We start from the raw sequence: 16,113 nt of genomic DNA, 5'->3' as shown, positions 1-16,113 counted from the left end.
GCTCGAGTACGACGCGAAACAGCGGTTTCTCGTCCAGCTTGCAGCCTCCAGCGCTTTTCATCGAGCGCGGGCGAATGCGCGCAATGGCCTGTGGCGCAACGCCGCAGGCGGCTCGCCGTCCGGCGCTGAAATGCTTTTATTGTTGGAAAAACCACACATGGGTCAGGTTTTTCCGGTATAGTGCGCGCCGGTCAATTCTTGGCCACGTTCAGGTAGTGCAACTCGCCCGGAGGCTATCTTCGGCAGCCAGTCCGCCCAGCGGGCTATCCTTGACGATTCATTTATCACCATGTTTTCGCAAATCCCCGCCGACAGGGCTGCCAGGGTGACCTCAGGGTCTTACACGGCATGCGCAGCTTTGGAACATGGGTCTTTGCGGATGCACTAGAGGCAGACCCATGACCCAGGAAATCGGCGGCTTCGCCGCACTCGGACTTCACCCCAACATTCTCGCCGCGCTGGTTGCCGTCGGCTACGAAGAGCCGTCCCCCATCCAGGCCCAGGCCATTCCGGTGATTCTCGCCGGCCAGGACATGATCGGCCAGGCCCAGACCGGTACCGGCAAGACCGCGGCCTTCGCCCTGCCGCTGCTGTCGAAGATCGACCCGGGCAAGCGCGAGCCCCAGGCGCTGATCCTGGCGCCGACCCGCGAGCTGGCCCTGCAGGTCGCCACCGCCTTCGAAACCTACTCCAAGCAGATGCCGGGCCTGAACGTGGTCGCCGTCTACGGCGGCGCGCCGATGGGCCCGCAGCTCAAGGCCATCCGCCAGGGCGCCCAGGTCATCGTGGCCACGCCGGGGCGTCTGGTCGACCACCTGCGCCGCGACGAGAAAGTGCTGTCGACCATCCAGTACCTGGTACTCGACGAAGCCGACGAAATGCTCAAGCTGGGCTTCATGGACGACCTGGAAGTGATCTTCCAGGCCATGCCGGAAAGCCGCCAGAGCGTGCTGTTCTCCGCGACCCTGCCGCATTCGATCCGCGCCATCGCCGAGAAGCACCTGCGTGCGCCGCAGCACATCAAGATCGCCTCCAAGACCCAGACCGTGACCGCCATCGAGCAGGCCCACCTGCTGGTGCACGCCGACCAGAAGCACGCCGCCGTGCTGCGCCTGCTGGAAGTCGAGGAATTCGACGCCCTGATCGCCTTCGTGCGCACCAAGCAGGCCACCCTGGATCTGGCCGCGGCGCTGGAAGCCAAGGGCTACAAGGCCGCCGCGCTGAACGGCGACATCGCCCAGAACCAGCGTGAGCGGGTCATCGAGTCGCTCAAGGATGGCCGTCTGGACATCGTCGTGGCGACCGACGTCGCCGCGCGCGGCCTCGACGTGCCGCGCATCACCCACGTGATGAACGTGGACATGCCCTACGATCCGGAATCCTACGTGCACCGTATCGGCCGTACCGGTCGTGCCGGCCGTACCGGTCGCGCGCTGTTGCTGGTGACGCCGCGTGAGCGGCGCATGCTGCAGGTGATCGAGCGTGTCACCGGGCAGAAGGTCGGTGAGGTCAAGCTGCCCAACTCGCAGCAGGTGCTGGATGCCCGCATCAAGAAACTGACCACCGCGCTGGCGCCCCTGGTGGCCGATGCCGAGGCCAGCCATGGCGAGCTGCTCGACCGCCTGACCGCCGACATCGGTTGCTCGCCGCGGGCCCTGGCCGCCGCGCTGCTGCGCAAGGCCACCAATGGCCAGGCGCTGACCCTGGCCGAGGTGGAGCGTGAGCAGCCGCTGGTGCCCAATGGGGCGCCGCGTGAACGCTCCGAGCGTTCCGAGCGCAGCGATGCTCCGCGCGAGCGTCGTGCGCCGATGCCGCTGGGCGAGGGCCGTGCCCGTTGCCGTACCGCGCTGGGCGCGCGTGACGGTATCGCCGCGAAGAACCTGCTGGGCGCGATTCTCAACGAAGGCGGCCTGGCCCGTGAAGCCATCGGCCGCATTCAGGTGCGCGAGAGCTTCAGCCTGGTCGAGCTGCCGGAAGACGGTCTCGAGCGCCTGCTGAGCAAGCTCAAGGACACCCGCGTAGGCGGCAAGCCGCTGAAGCTGCGCCGCTATCGCGAAGATTGATGCGCTGACGCGGATTGACACTCGGGGGAGCCATGGGCTCCCCCGAGTCGTTTTCAGGAGGTCGCCATTTCAGCGAGCACGGGCCGGGCCGCTACGCCGCCGGGTGGCGGCATGCAGCCCGGCCAGCCTGCCGCGCTCGACACCGATCGCTGCAACAGCGGCACTATTGCTCGCTGACCAGGCCCAGGCTCTTGCCCTTGATCACCGCCTGGGTGCGACTGCGCACGCCGAGTTTGGCGAACAGGTTATGCAGGTGCCATTTGATGGTGGCTTCGGACAGGTGCACGGCCTGGGCGATGTCGCGGTTGGACAGTCCGGCAGCGACGAAACGCAGGATTTCCCGCTCGCGATGGCTGATGTCCTGATGCTCGTCGAGGTGCTGCGGGTCGATGTCCAGGCGGCGCAACTGCTCGCGCAGCTGTTCGGCCAGGCCCTGCCAGTAGCCGGCGCGCTGCGGGTCGACGGCGAACCAGGCCTGCCACAGGGGCAGCAGGCACAGGGCATCATCCAGGAATAGCCGGCGGTAGCCGCTGTTCCAGGTGTCCTCGAGGGTCGCCTGGACCAGCTTGAAAGCCTTGTCTTGCTGCCCGCGCCGCCAGTAGGCCACGCTCAGCAGCAGTGACAGGCGCAGGCGGCGATCACGCTGATGGGGCTCGGCGGCGTGACTGTTCAGGCACGCTTCCAGCGCGGCTTGCGCCTTGTCGGCCCTGCGTTCGTCGAGGGCCAGACGGGCCTCGCACAGCACCAGGGCGGTGGCCGCGTCGCTATAGCGAGCGGCGGGCAGGGCCTGCAGATGGCAGCGCAGCAGCAGGCAGGCGCGTTCCGCATCGTTGACCCGGCGGAGCCAGAGCAGGAACTGCACCTTGCAGCCCATGGCCTGGGCATACACGCGCTCGTAGCCGGGGCCATGCAGGCCGTTCAGCCAGGCGTCGAGCTCGTGCAGCGCCGGCTCGCCTGCGCCGGCGAAGAAGCGCGCCCTGGCCATGACCAGCTGGCCACGGCTGATCAGCTCCAGCGGGGTGGCGACATCGCGCCAGGTCGTGGCCAGGGGCAGTTCGGCGAGTATCGCGGCATGGCGATCCTGCTCGTACAGCAGGTCGGCATAGGCCAGCGACAGCGGCCCACTGACGCGACTGTGGCGGCCGAATACCCTGGCTGCCCGGGCCCGGGCGTTTTCCGCCAGCACGCAGCCGCGCTCGAGCTGCCCCAGTTCCTTGCAGATCAAGGCCTCGATCAGGTTGACCATGACATGCAGGTAGTCGCTGTCGCTGTGTTCCAGGTTGTCGCGGGCGATAGCGATAGCGATAGCGATAGCGATAGCGATGGCGCTGGCGGCGTCGCCGAACTCGCCCAGCAGGCCGTGGGCCGCTGCCTGCACGCAGGACAGGCTGGCGCGGAACACTGGCTGATTGTCCGGCACCAGGCTCAACCAGTGGCGAGCCACCACCAGGCTGGCTTCCAGCTTGTCCTGGTAGAGCAGCACCAGGGCCTTGAGTACCTGGGCGGCGCCGAGCAGCTCGGCCAGGCCCATGCGCAGGGGCTGGCCACGGGCGTGCAGCAGGCGCTGGCTGACATCCTCGATCAGCGCTTCGGCATCGGCGTACTGCTGCTCGAAAGCCAGTTGCCAGGCATAGAAGATCTGCAACACCGGGTGTTCCTGGATCACCTGCGCGGGGATTTCCTTGAGCATCGCCAGCACCCCATAGACGCGGTTGCCGGCGATCAGGCCGGCGCCCTGGCGTTCCAGCAGTTCGGCGGCGAAGGCGTAATCCCGGGCGCGCAGGGCATAGCGGACGGCGCGATCGACCTGCTGCTGGCTTGCGCACCAGCGCGCGGCGGTATGCAGCAGGTGCGTGGGGTCGCCATGGCGGGCCAGTGCCTGGGCGGCGAGTTGCAGGCCAGTGATCCAGCCTTCGCTGCGAGCATGCAGCAGGCCGATCTGCGCCTCCTCCAGGGGTAAATGGCGGATCTCGCGCAAGTAGTGCGTGGTTTCCGCGAGGCTCAGGCGCAGGTCGCCGGCATCGATCCAGCATGCCCGCTGCCCGGCCGGCGCCTCGGAAAAGCGGGGTGCCTGCCGCGAACTAGGGCTTCGCTGTCGTTGCCGCGCGCCTGCTGCAAGCGGATACGCGTCAGCCCCTGGACCCACAGCACCGGATTGAAGCGCATGTGCCGGTAATGGCCGGCGAGCTTGCCCCAGTCGATGCCTTTCAGGCGTTGTTCGGTGTGTTTGATACGTTCGCTTGCCGGTTCCTGCAGGGTCTGCGCCAGTTCCTCGCCCAGGGCCAGGGCGTAGAAACGCCAGGACTGGCTGCGCGCGGCCAGGTTCTGCATCAGCACCAGGCAGGCATGGGCCTCCCTCGGTTGGCCGTGCAGGCGCTGGCAGCGGGCCAGGCACAGCATGCCCTGGGCGTACAGGTCGATCGGGTTGATCACGTCGACCGTCGCCAGGGCCCAGCGCAGCCGCTCTTCGAGGGCCTCCAGGCGCCCCTGCTGGTAGGCGATCAGGCTTTCGGTGATGGTCGGCAGGGCCATGGCCCTGGAGCGTTCGGCGAACCAGGGGGTGATGCGCGCGCGCAACCGTCCATGCAGCAGCTCGGCCTGGCGGATCTGCCCCTGTTCCAGGCACAGGAGGATTTCCACGTTGGCCAGTTGCATGCCCAGGTAGTGGCCTTCGAGGAAGTGGTTGCGCTGTTGCGCCAGGGCCAGCAGGCGGCGCGCCTGGGCCGGCTCGGCGAGCATGAGGTTGGCCAGGGCGCCGAGTAGCAGCATCGCCACCTCGAGAAAGGCGCTGTGCTGGCCCAGTTGTTCCTCGACCCGCTGGGTGAGTGCCACGCAGCTCTGCAGGTCGTCCTTCTGCAGGGCGATCACCGACTTGACAGCAGCTTGTCACTGAGTGGCCCGCTGGCGCCGGCATCGCCCCAGCGCTCCAGCAGTTCGTCGAGCATGCGGTTGGCCTCGGGCAGGCCGAGTTCGGCGGCGCGTGTCCACACGTCCGCCAGGACCAGGACCGGGAATGCCTCGGCGATGTCGTCCGGAACCCGTTTGCGCCATTTGTAGATCAGGTGCAGTTGCCCGCGGTTGATCAATTCCAGGCCGCAGCCATCGACCAGGGCGGCGAGCATCTGCGGGTCGTCGGCCAGGCAGGCGTGATCGATGGCCAGGTTGTGCATGTGGTGGTTGGCGAACCACAGGCTGGCATTGAAGTGCAGATGCTTGAAGCGCTCGGGGTCGCGTTCTTTCAGACGGGCGCGGAGAAACTCGGCGAACAGGTTGTGGAAACGGTACCACTGGCGCTCGCGATCCAGCGGCAGGAGAAACAGTTGCAGCGCTTCGAGTTCCTCCAGCAGGCGCTGGCCGTCCTGGCGTCCGCTCAGGGTATTGGCCAGGTCGCCACAGAGTTGCTGGGCGATGCCCAGGGCGAGCAGTAGATCCTGCCTGTCGGCGGGCAACTGCTCGAAGACCGCGCGCAACAGGTAGTCGCCCACCGCCGCCTGGTCGGTGCCGGTTTCGATCATCCGCTCGTATGCCTGGGGCTGCTGGCGCAACCACAGGCAGGCCAGGTGCACGCCGATCAGCCAGCCCTCGGTGTGTCGATACAGGGCGGCGAGTGCCGTGGCGTCGAGTTGCAGGCCGTGGCGCTGCAGGTAGTCGCGGGTTTCCTCCTTGCTCAGGCGCAGGGTCTGCTCGCCGATTTCCACCAGCAGGCCCTTGGCGCGCCAGGTGGCCAGCCTCAGCCCGGGCTGCGAGCGGCTGCCGACGGCCAGCAGGAAACCGGCTGGGGCGAGGCTGATCAGGCGATCCAGGGCGCTGAGCAGTTCGCTATCCTGGATCAGGTGGAAATCATCGAGCACCAGCAACAGCGGCCGATCCAGTTCGGCCAGTTCCACCAGCAGGCTTTCCATGACCGCGGCCACGGGAATGCGTACGGTATTGTGCAGGTAGCTCCGGGCCTGGATGCCGAGTCCGGGGACCTGGGCGGCGAGGGCGTCGATCAGGTGCTGGAAGAAATGGCCGGGTTCGTCGTCCTCGGCGTCGAGCGACAGCCAGACGACCAGGCCGCCGGCGTCGCTGCGGGCCTGAGCCAGCGCCGTCAGGGCACAGGTCTTGCCGAAGCCGGCGGGTGCGCAAAGCACGGCGAGGCGCGCCTGCGGCTGTAGGGACAGGGCATCGTCCAGCCGTGGGCGGGCCAGGTCATCGGCGGTGGCCAGCGGTGGTGAAAACCTGGAGCGCGAAAGACTGTCGGCTGCTGGATACAGCGCGTCATCCATGGCCTTATCCCTGTGATTATTGTTCGGCGGACAAGCGTTTGATTGGGAGCGCTCCATACTAATCAGCTCCGAGCGGCGGAGTAAACCAGGGACGCGCTGCCCGGGTTGTCGCCTCGCGTCGGATTGCATCTAGGACTGAAGGCTGCCGCGCTCTACAATCGTCGGTCCGCGTTTTCGTGATGCCCCGATGCCTACCTGTCTCGTTCAGCCCTTGCCGTACCGCGCCGACCCCGCCGCCTATTTCGCCGCCGTGCGTCATGCGCCCGGCGCGGTGCTGCTGGATGCCGGCCGGCCGGCGGCGCAGCGGGGGCGCTACGACCTGATCAGCGCCTGGCCATTGGCGCAGCTGGCGCCGGCGGCCGACGAGTCGGCCAGCGACTTTTTCCAGCGCTTGCGAGCAGGCCTCGCCAGGCTGGGCACGGCCGAGCTGCCGGCAGGGCATGAGCTGCCTTTCGCCGGCGGCCTGATCGGTTACCTGGGTTACGACTTCGGGCGGCGCATCGAGCACCTGCCGACCCAGGCCGTGGATGACCTGCATTTGCCCGACGCCACCTTCGGGCTGTACGCCTGGGCATTGATCAGCGATCACCAGCTCGGCACCAGCCAGTTGCTGTTCCACCCGGCGCTGGCCGTGGACGAGCGTGAGCGCCTGCGGTGTCTGTTCGTCTCGCTGCCGGCAAACCCGGTGGCAGCAGAGCCGTTCGCACTGCTCGGCCCGTTCCAGGCGGATATCGATGCCGAGCGTTACGCGGCGGCCATTGCCCGCATCCATGCCTATATCCAGTCCGGTGACTGCTACCAGGTCAACTTCGCCCAGCGTTTCCGCGCGGGCTACCGGGGCGATCCCTGGTCGGCCTATGCCGCGCTGCGGGCGGCTTGCCCGACGCCGTTCTCGGGCTACCTGACGCTGCCCGCTGGCGGCGCCGTGTTGAGCCTGTCGCCGGAGCGCTTCATCCGCGTCAGCCGTGGCCAGGTGGAGACCCGGCCGATCAAGGGCACCCAGCCGCGAGGGCGTACCGAGCAGGAGGATGCCGCCCATGCCCGGGCGCTGCTCGACAGTGCCAAGGACCGTGCCGAGAACCTGATGATCGTCGATCTGCTGCGCAATGACCTCGGGCGCAGTTGCCGCATCGGTTCGGTGCGGGTGCCGGAGCTGTTCGCCCTGGAAAGCTACCCTAACGTGCACCATCTGGTCAGTGCCGTCACCGGCGAGCTGGCTGCCGACAAGGATGCCCTGGATCTGCTGGCCGGCGCCTTTCCCGGCGGCTCCATCACCGGCGCGCCGAAGATCCGCGCCATGCAGATCATCGACGAGCTGGAGCCGAGCCGCCGCGCGCTGTACTGCGGGTCCCTGCTGTACCTGGATGTGCGTGGCGAGATGGACAGTTCCATCGCCATCCGTAGCCTGTTGGCGCGCGACGGAGTGATCAGTTGCTGGGGCGGTGGCGGCATCGTGGCCGATTCGCACTGGCAGACCGAGTACCAGGAGTCCATCACCAAGGTGAAGGTGTTGCTGGAGACCCTGGAGCGTTCGATCGGCCAGGGTCAGGCGAAGCTATAGATGTCCATGCCCAGGGCGCCGAGGGTGAAGCCGCTGTGTTCGACCTGGCAGGCGCCGCCGGCGCCACGGGCGAAGAACAGCGGCAGCAGGTGTTCCTCGCTGGGGTGGTTGCGCTGTGCGTGGGGGGCCTGGCGGCGGTAGTCGAGCAGGGCCTCGCTGTCGTCGCTCAGCAGTTTGTCCACCATCCAGTCGCGAAAGGCCTTGGCCCAGGGAGCCATGCTCTCCGGGCCGGCATGCCAGTCCAGTTCGCCGAGGTTATGGGTGATGCTGCCGGAGCCGATCAGCAGCACACCCTGCTCGCGCAGGCCGGCCAGGGCCTGGCCGACGCGGCCCTGCAGGACGGCGCCCTGGTGGCTGGGCAGCGATACCTGCAGCAACGGGATATCGGCATGCGGGTACAGCAGCGACAGCGGCACCCAGGCACCGTGGTCGAAGGGGCGTCGTGCGTCGGCCTGGGCACTCAGCCCGGCTTGCTGCAACAGCTCGATGACCTCGCCGGCCAATTGCGGGTCGCCGGGAGCGGGGTACTGCAGTGCGTACAGCGCGGCTGGAAAACCACCGAAGTCGTGCCAGGTCTCTGGTCGCGCGGCACTCATCACGCGCAGCTCGGCGCTTTCCCAGTGCGCGGAAACCACGACGATGGCGCGCGGCCTGGGCAGGCTGGCGGCCAGGCGTTCGAGCGCCACGCCGCTGGCGCCCGGCTCCAGCGCCAGCATGGGCGAGCCGTGGGAAATGAACAGGCTGGGTAACATGGTGATCCCTCTATAGCTGAAGCCAGTAGGATCAATCAGTCATACTGGCTAAACAAGCGGGATTAGCTGGGTATCATCATCGCTTTTTTAGATCAATGACGGCGTAGAGGAACAGGGCATGCAAGCGGAATTCTGGCAGGCGCGCTGGCAGCGCAACGAAATCGGTTTTCACCTGGCCGAGGTCAATCCCTACCTGGTGCGCCATTGGCCGAGCTTGCAGGCGGCGCCAGGCTCCCGGGTGCTGGTGCCGCTGTGCGGCAAGAGCCTGGATCTGGTCTGGCTGGCCGCGCAGGGGCATCGGGTGCTGGGCGTCGAGCTGACGCAGACGGCCGTGGAGGCATTCTTCGCCGAGCAGGGGCTGCAGGCCGAGGTGCGGGTCGATGGCGCTTTCAGGGTCTATCGCGCCGGCGAGGTCGAACTCTACTGTGGCGACTTCTTCGCCTTGACCGCCGAGCAACTCGGCGATTGTGGCCTGCTCTACGATCGCGCTGCGCTGATCGCCTTGCCGGAGCCGATGCGCCAGCGTTACGTCGCGCATCTGCAAAGCCTCCTGCCGGCGGCAAGCACAGGGCTGCTGATCACCCTGGATTATGAGCAGAGTCACATGCCCGGGCCGCCCTTTGCCGTCAGCGATGGCGAAGTGCAGGCGTGGCCGACGGATGCCTGGCAGGTCGAGCGGCTGGAAAGCTGCGATGTGCTCGACGAGCGCTTCAGGCAGCGTGGCCTGGAGCGTCTTGAGGAGCGCGTCTACCGTCTACGGCGCGTCTGAGCGTGTGAAATTGCGGGGAGCAGGGGGGAGCGGCAAACACTGCCGCCCGTGTAGGAGCGCCGACCTCGGCGCGATGCGATTGTGGCCATCCAGCGGCATCTGCGGAGCGACCAGCAATCGCCGCGGGGTCGTGACTCCTGCAGGGCCAGGGCGACCCTGAGGTCGCCTTTTTGCCTAGCGGCCGAGGCGGCGCAGTGCTTCGATGCGATCCTCGAGAGGCGGGTGCGTCATCAGCAGGCCGGCGAGGCCGTTCTTCAGGCCGCCGTTGATGCCGAATGCGGTCAGGCTGTCGGGCATCTGCACCGGCACGCCCTGCTCGGCGCGCAGGCGCTGCAGCGCGGCGATCATGGCGCCGGTACCGGCCAGGCGCGCACCGGCTTCGTCGGCCTTGAATTCGCGTTTACGCGAGAACCACATGACGATGATGCTGGCCAGGATGCCCAGTACCAGTTCGGCGAAGATGGTCGCGACGAAATAGCCGATGCCGTGGCCGCCTTCGTTCTTGAGGATGGCCTTGTCGACGAAGTTGCCGAAGATCCGTGCGAAGAACATCACGAAGGTGTTCACCACGCCCTGGATCAGCGCCAGGGTGACCATGTCGCCATTGGCCACGTGACCGATCTCGTGGGCCAGAACGGCTTTCACCTCGTCCGGGGAGAAACGCTCCAGCAGCCCCTGGCTGACAGCGACCAGGGCATCGTTCTTGTTCCAGCCGGTGGCGAAGGCGTTGGACTCGTAGGCCGGGAAGATACCCACTTCCGGCATCTTGATGCCGGCCTCGCGGGACAGTTCTTCGACGGTCTGCAGCAGCCACTGTTCATGGCGGGTACGTGGCTGGGTGATGATCTCGGTACCGGTGCTCATCTTCGCCATCCACTTGGAGATGAACAGCGACACCAGCGAGCCGGCAAAACCGAAGACGGCGCAGAAGATCAGCAGGCTGCCGTGGTTCTGGCCGGTAAAGCGATCAACCCCCAGCAGTTTGAGGGTGATGCTGGCGATAACCAGTACCGCCAGGTTGGTGGCCAGGAACAACATAATGCGCATCATGGTGTGAAACGACTCCTCACGGGAAAGACAGGCTCAATACGCCGGCTATATAAGGGCGCCCCCCTTGGCTATTCAACCGGGCGACTATTTCAAACTGTGTCGCATGTCCCGGGGTTGAGGCCTTGGCGTGCCGGGGCGGTCTGTGGCTTAGATCGGGTTTTTCCGGTTTATTTCAACGGCGGCCAGGAAAAAGTGCCGCGCTCGGGCGTGATCCGCGGTCTTGCCGGCCGCCCGGCCGCTCAGTGGCGCGGGTCCGCCGGAGCATACTCGAACAGCTGGCGGGTCAGGCGCGCAATCCGTTCGCCATGTTTCTGCGCCAGCGCTTCGCGCAACTGGAAGGCCAGGCTGGCGTGTACCCGCTGCACCGCCGCTGGCAAGGCTTCGCCTTCGCGCAGGGCGTGGGGCAGACCCCGGGACAGGCGCAGAAAGCCCTTTTCGCTGAGCACCGCCTGGTCCAGGGCATCGTAGGCGATGGTCGATTCGTAGCGCAGGTAGCCTTCGTCCGCCAGCCACAGCAAGGCGCTCAGGCAGGCCTGGTGGCGCTTACTCGGCAGGCCGAACTCGTCCGGTTCCTCGCGGCCGATCAGGTCTTCCACATAGAGCGCGGCCTTGCGCGGAAACACCTGATAGAGCAGGAGCAGGCCGCTGGCGGCATCCTTGTAGAAGTCGTCTATCTGCAGGTCCATGGCTCAGCCTTTCGCCATCGCCGCCAGGGAGCGGCCAGTGCTTGTGCGGGACATGGCGGGCATCTACTGACGGTAGGTCTTGAGGAAGTTGCCGATACGGCCGATGGCCTGCTCGAGGTCATCGACCCGGGGCAGGGTGACCACGCGGAAGTGATCCGGCCACGGCCAGTTGAAGGCGGTGCCCTGGACGATCAGCAGCTTTTCCGAGAGCAGCAGGTCGAGGACGAACTTCTCGTCGTTGTGGATCGGGCAGACCTTGGGGTCGATCCTGGGGAAGGCGTACAGCGCGCCCATGGGCTTGACGCAGCTGACCCCGGGAATGTCGTTGAGCAGTTCCCAGGTGCGGTTGCGCTGTTCCAGCAGGCGGCCGTTGGGCAATACCAGGTCGTTGATGCTCTGGTAGCCGCCCAGGGCGGTCTGGATCGCGTGCTGGCTCGGCACGTTGGCGCACAGGCGCATGTTGGCGAGGATGTCCAGGCCTTCGATGTAGCTCTGCGCCTTGTGCTTGGGCCCGGAGATGGCCACCCAGCCGGAGCGGAAGCCGGCCACCCGGTAGCTCTTGGACAGGCCGTTGAAGGTCAGGCAGAGCACGTCCGGCGCCAGCGAGGCGGTGCTGATGTGCTGGGCATCGTCGTAGAGGATCTTGTCGTAGATCTCGTCGGAGAACAGCACCAGGTTGTGCTGGCGTGCCAGTTCGACGATGTCCGCCAGCACTTCCCTGGAATACACCGCGCCGGTGGGGTTGTTCGGGTTGATCAGCACCAGGGCCTTGGTATTGGGCGTGATCTTGGCGCGCATGTCGGCGATGTCGGGGAACCAGCCGGCCTGCTCGTCGCACAGGTAGTGCACCGGCTTGCCGCCGGCCAGGGCCACGGCGGCGGTCCACAGCGGATAGTCCGGCGCCGGGATCAGCACTTCGTCACCGTTGTTGAGCAGGGCCTGCATGGCCATGACGATCAGCTCGGAGACGCCGTTGCCGAGGTAGACGTCCTCGATGCCGACGCCTTCCACCTGCTTCTGCTGGTAGTACTGCATGACCGCCTTGCGCGCGCTGAACAGGCCCTTGGAGTCGCTGTAGCCCTGGGCGGTGGGCAGGTTGCGGATGACGTCCTGGAGGATTTCCTCGGGGGCCTCGAAGCCGAACGGCGCCGGGTTGCCGATGTTCAGCTTGAGGATGCGCTGGCCTTCTTCTTCCAGGCGCTTGGCGTGCTTGAGCACCGGGCCGCGGATGTCGTAACAGACGTTGGCGAGCTTGTTGGATTTGCTGACCTGCATGTGAAGGGATCCCGAATCAAGAGGCGCGGTGCTCGGCGGCCAGGGCGAGGACAAGCCTTGGCAGCGCGAGGCACGGGTGACAGACTGGGAATCATACGTGGCGGCCTGATCCGGGCAAAGATACAGATCGGGCTTTTTTATCCTGCGGAGGACTGCCTGTGGACAAGCTCGAAAAACCCCTGGAAACCTGGCGCGAGGAGCTCTCGGACGCCCAGTTCAACATCTGCCGCCTGGGCGGCACGGAACGTCCCTTTACCGGTGAGTACCACGACAGCAAGGAGCCGGGCACCTACAACTGCGTCTGTTGCGGTACGCCGCTGTTCGATTCCGACGCCAAGTTCGATTCCGGTTGCGGCTGGCCGAGCTACTTCCAGCCGCTGAGCGAGGAGGCCATCAGGGAACTCGACGATTTCAGCCATGGCATGCACCGCATCGAGGTGCGCTGCGCGCGCTGCGATGCCCACCTGGGCCACGTGTTTCCCGACGGGCCGAGGCCTACGGGGCAACGCTACTGCATCAACTCGGTAGCGCTGCAGCACGTGCCGCGACAACGGCAGCCAAATTAGCTTCAAGCTTCAAGCTTCAAGCTTCAAGCCAGAAGCAGAAGTCCAGGTTACCCCTGAACCGCCTTTAACTTGCAGCTTGAAGCTTGCCGCTTGCAACTTGACGAGCCCCCGACATGAGCGACGATCTGTTCGATATACCCTGCACCACCATCACGGGTGAGCAGAAGACCCTGGGCGATTTCGGCGCCAAGGCCGTGCTGGTGGTCAATACCGCCAGCCAATGCGGTTTCACCCCGCAGTACCAGGGCCTGGAAAGCCTGTGGCGGCAATACCGCGACAAGGGGCTGGTGGTGCTGGGCTTCCCCTGCAATCAGTTCGGCAAGCAGGAGCCGGGTGACGAGGACGCCATCGCCTCGTTCTGTGAGCTCAACTTCGGGGTCAGCTTCCCCCTGTTCAAGAAGATCGAGGTCAATGGCGCCGGCGCCCATCCCCTGTATGTGCAGCTCAAGCGCCGGGCGCCGGGGCTGCTCGGCAGCCAGGGCATCAAGTGGAATTTCACCAAGTTCCTGATCAGTGCCGATGGCCGCCAGGTGAGCCGCTTTGCACCGACCACCAAGCCGCAGGCGCTGAGCGATGCCATCGAAACGCTACTCGAGGGATGAGGCCACTGTGCTTCAAGCGGTATGCCGCTTCACGGGCGGTGGTGCGCGCCTGATGCTTGATCCGCTACGTTGATGCCGCTGCTCAAACGCCTGCAGCAGGCCGGGCTGGTTCAGCTCGGCAGCCACTGATTGAGCAGGCTGAGCAACTCGTCGCGCTGGAAGGGCTTGGCCAGGTAGTCGTTCATGCCCGCGGCCAGGCAGCGTTCGCGTTCTTCCGACAGGGCATTGGCGGTCAGGGCGATGATCGGCAAGTGCCGCCAGTCGGCATTGGCCCGGATGCGGCGGCTGGCTTCGTAGCCATCCATGACCGGCATGTTGCAGTCCATCAGCACCAGGTCGACGGCCTGATCCTGCAGGCGCGCCAGGGCCTGTTCGCCGTTATTGGCCAGCAGCACGTCGAAGCCCTGCTTGCCGAGCATGCCCTTGACCACCAGTTGATTGACCGGGTTGTCCTCGACCAGCAGCACGCTGGCCTGCTTGTGCGGCGTTGCCGAAACCGGGGAGGGCGTGTCGAGCGATGCCGGCGGCTGGTGCAGGGCGCGGCCCAGGGCCTGGAGCAGCGCTTGCCGGGTCAGCGGCCTGGCCAGTTGTTCCAGGGGCGCCAGGCCGCGCGCCTGCTCGCGGGCGAGGAAGCTGCCGTAGGCGGTTACCAGCAGGATCGGTGCCGCGGTCAACGGCCGCAGCTTGGCCATGCAGGTCGGGCAGTCGCTGATCAGTACATCGGCGTCGATGCCATCCGCCTGTCCGGCGCTGTCCAGGCGTTGGTAGCCCAGTCCCCAGGCGCGGATCAGGCTGGGCAACAGTTCGGCCAGGCCGGTGTCCTCGGCGCAGATGGCGATCACCCGCCCGGACAGCCGGGGGTGGGGCGCGGCCGGGCTGACGCCGGGCAGTGGCAGTTCGGCGACGAAGCGGCTGCCGACGCCGACGCTGGAGGTCAGGCTCAACTGCCCGTGCATGGCCTCGCACAGGCGCCGGGTCAGGGCCAGGCCCAGGCCGGTGCCGCCGAATTGCCGGGCGATATCGGCGCCGGCCTGGGTGAAGGGCTGGAAGATGTGCGCCTGGGCCTCTTCGGCGATACCGATACCGGTGTCGCGGACTTCCAGGACGACCTGGCCGGCGCTGGCGCCGACCCGGATGTCGACGCGGCCGGCGCGGGTGAACTTCAGGGCGTTGGACAGCAGGTTGCTGACGATCTGCCGCACACGGGTCGGATCGCCGAGCACCTGGGCGGGCAGTTGCGGATCGATCAGGCAGGTCAGTTCGACGCCGGGCAGGGCGTTCTGCGACAGCAGGCTGGCCGTGCCTTCGACCAGGCTGCCGAGGTCGAAGGCGATGTGCTCCAGCTCCAGCTGCCCGGCCTCGAATTTCGACAGATCGAGAATGTCGTTGAGCAGATCGACCAGCACCTTGCCCGAATCGTGGGCGATCGACAGCTGCTGGCGCTGTTCGCTGCTCATGGGGCCTTCCAGCGACAGCGCCAGCATGCCCAGCAGACCGTTGAGCGGTGTGCGGATCTCATGGCTCATGTTGGCCAGGAAGGTGGAGCGGGCCTGGGCCATGGCCAGGGCATCGTGACGCGCCTGCTGCAGCTCTTCGTTGGAGCGGCTGAGCCGGCTGTTGGCGGCCTTGAGTTCGACGGTGCGTGCCGAAACCACGCTTTCCAGTTCGCCGAGGTAGTCGGTCAGGCGATCCTCGGCGTTGCGGCGTTGTTCGATTTCCATGGCGATGTTGGCGAACTGACGGTTGGCGACCTCCACCAGCACGCCGATCTCGTCGCGTTCATGGCCCGGCGGGCAGACCAGCCGGCTCCGATCCGAGGGGCGCAGGTCGCGCCTGCTGAGCGCCTGGATGACCTGGCTCAGCGGTTTGGTCAGCATGAAGTAGAACAGCACCAGGAGGATGATCGACAGCAGCAGGCTGCGGGCGAAACCATTGGTCAGGGTGAGCACGGCACGCTTGAGGAAGTTGCTGCCGAAGGCGTAGGTGTCGATGTCCAGTTGCAGTACGCCCAGGGGCTCCTCGGGGGCATGATCGACCGACAGGCGGGTCTCGAAGTGACGGCTCTCGTCGAAGAGGAAGTCGCTGAAGACCCGGTAGCGGCTTGTCGCCGGCGGTTGCCGGGTGCTGGCCAGCGCCTCGCCGTTGCTGTCGACGATGCGGGCGCCGATCACGGCGGGCGAGCGGGACAGGCCGGTGACCAGCTCCTGGGCCAGCTCGGCATCGATGTTGTAGGCGATACGCGCCGCGGGACTGTGGCTGATATCCAGCAGCGCGTTAATCTCGCGATTGATGGCGGCGTCTTCACTGGCATAATCGACGCCAATCTGTACCAGGCTGAGCAGGGTGCCGAGGATGAAGGCGACCAGTACGGTGACGGCGGCCTGCTTGAATGACAGTCGCTGCGTGAGTGGTATTTCCATATAGGGCGCTGTCTCGTTCCGTTCGCTGCTCAAGCATAGCCGATCTGGCTCGTCTCTCGAGCACACTGGCTTGTTCATTGTGATGATTCAAGGAGCTTAAC

Annotated in this window: 11 protein-coding genes and 1 pseudogene; 5 read left to right on the top strand and 7 right to left on the bottom strand. The window is 66.2% G+C overall.

All coding sequences use genetic code 11. The annotated features are described in order from the left end of the window. Nucleotides 1-398 precede the first annotated feature (398 nt). Nucleotides 399-2,063, top strand: a complete 1,665-nt coding sequence (locus tag DNK34_RS02015; RefSeq protein WP_131174484.1) for a DEAD/DEAH box helicase — start codon at nucleotides 399-401, stop codon at nucleotides 2,061-2,063. A 163-nt stretch (nucleotides 2,064-2,226) separates the two neighbouring features. On the opposite strand, the gene DNK34_RS02010 is transcribed toward DNK34_RS02015, so the two are convergent. Both DNK34_RS02010 and DNK34_RS02005 read right to left on the bottom strand, forming a co-directional pair. Next, nucleotides 2,227-4,041: a helix-turn-helix transcriptional regulator gene (locus tag DNK34_RS02010; protein ID WP_411269299.1), complete on the bottom strand. Its 1,815-nt coding sequence runs from the start codon at nucleotides 4,039-4,041 to the stop codon at nucleotides 2,227-2,229. A 104-nt stretch (nucleotides 4,042-4,145) separates the two neighbouring features. After that, nucleotides 4,146-6,331: pseudogene (locus tag DNK34_RS02005) on the bottom strand (winged helix-turn-helix domain-containing protein); the annotation flags it as partial. 187 nt (nucleotides 6,332-6,518) lie between these two features. Here DNK34_RS02005 and pabB point away from each other — a divergent pair. Next, nucleotides 6,519-7,892: an aminodeoxychorismate synthase component I gene (gene pabB, locus DNK34_RS02000; protein ID WP_131174483.1), complete on the top strand. Its 1,374-nt coding sequence runs from the start codon at nucleotides 6,519-6,521 to the stop codon at nucleotides 7,890-7,892. On the opposite strand, the gene DNK34_RS01995 is transcribed toward pabB, so the two are convergent. Continuing rightward, complete coding sequence (locus tag DNK34_RS01995) at nucleotides 7,877-8,644, bottom strand: DODA-type extradiol aromatic ring-opening family dioxygenase (RefSeq protein WP_131174482.1); 768 nt, start codon at nucleotides 8,642-8,644, stop codon at nucleotides 7,877-7,879. The genes pabB and DNK34_RS01995 overlap by 16 nt on opposite strands. A 118-nt stretch (nucleotides 8,645-8,762) precedes the next feature. On the opposite strand from DNK34_RS01995, the gene DNK34_RS01990 reads away from it, so the two are divergent. Beyond that, nucleotides 8,763-9,413, top strand: a complete 651-nt coding sequence (locus DNK34_RS01990) for a thiopurine S-methyltransferase (RefSeq protein ID WP_131174481.1) — start codon at nucleotides 8,763-8,765, stop codon at nucleotides 9,411-9,413. A gap of 174 nt (nucleotides 9,414-9,587) precedes the next feature. Here DNK34_RS01990 and htpX read toward each other — a convergent pair whose 3' ends face one another. From htpX to DNK34_RS01975, 3 genes are all read right to left on the bottom strand, one after another. After that, a complete protein-coding gene (gene htpX / locus DNK34_RS01985; protein WP_131174480.1) occupies nucleotides 9,588-10,463 on the bottom strand; it encodes a protease HtpX in 876 nt (291 codons plus the stop codon). 239 nt (nucleotides 10,464-10,702) lie between these two features. Beyond that, nucleotides 10,703-11,149 (bottom strand): hypothetical protein, encoded by a 447-nt coding sequence (locus tag DNK34_RS01980; protein ID WP_131174479.1) that lies wholly within the window; start codon nucleotides 11,147-11,149, stop codon nucleotides 10,703-10,705. A 63-nt stretch (nucleotides 11,150-11,212) separates the two neighbouring features. Further along, complete coding sequence (locus DNK34_RS01975; protein WP_131174478.1) at nucleotides 11,213-12,424, bottom strand: pyridoxal phosphate-dependent aminotransferase; 1,212 nt, start codon at nucleotides 12,422-12,424, stop codon at nucleotides 11,213-11,215. A gap of 158 nt (nucleotides 12,425-12,582) precedes the next feature. Here DNK34_RS01975 and msrB point away from each other — a divergent pair, with 158 nt between their 5' ends. Beyond that, complete coding sequence (msrB, locus tag DNK34_RS01970) at nucleotides 12,583-12,990, top strand: peptide-methionine (R)-S-oxide reductase MsrB (RefSeq protein ID WP_131174477.1); 408 nt, start codon at nucleotides 12,583-12,585, stop codon at nucleotides 12,988-12,990. Nucleotides 12,991-13,103: 113 nt separating this feature from the next. Next, nucleotides 13,104-13,592 (top strand): glutathione peroxidase, encoded by a 489-nt coding sequence (locus DNK34_RS01965; protein WP_131174476.1) that lies wholly within the window; start codon nucleotides 13,104-13,106, stop codon nucleotides 13,590-13,592. Nucleotides 13,593-13,702: 110 nt separating this feature from the next. Here the strand turns inward: DNK34_RS01965 and DNK34_RS01960 are convergent, their stop codons facing one another. Continuing rightward, nucleotides 13,703-16,012: a hybrid sensor histidine kinase/response regulator gene (locus DNK34_RS01960; RefSeq protein ID WP_131174475.1), complete on the bottom strand. Its 2,310-nt coding sequence runs from the start codon at nucleotides 16,010-16,012 to the stop codon at nucleotides 13,703-13,705. Nucleotides 16,013-16,113 lie beyond the last annotated feature (101 nt).

Origin of the sequence: Phytopseudomonas dryadis (assembly GCF_004327355.1) — a bacterium.
Lineage (GTDB): Bacteria > Pseudomonadota > Gammaproteobacteria > Pseudomonadales > Pseudomonadaceae > Aquipseudomonas > Aquipseudomonas dryadis.
The sequence above is the reverse complement of the archived record's forward strand: the minus strand, read 5'-3'. Positions and strand labels throughout refer to the sequence as shown.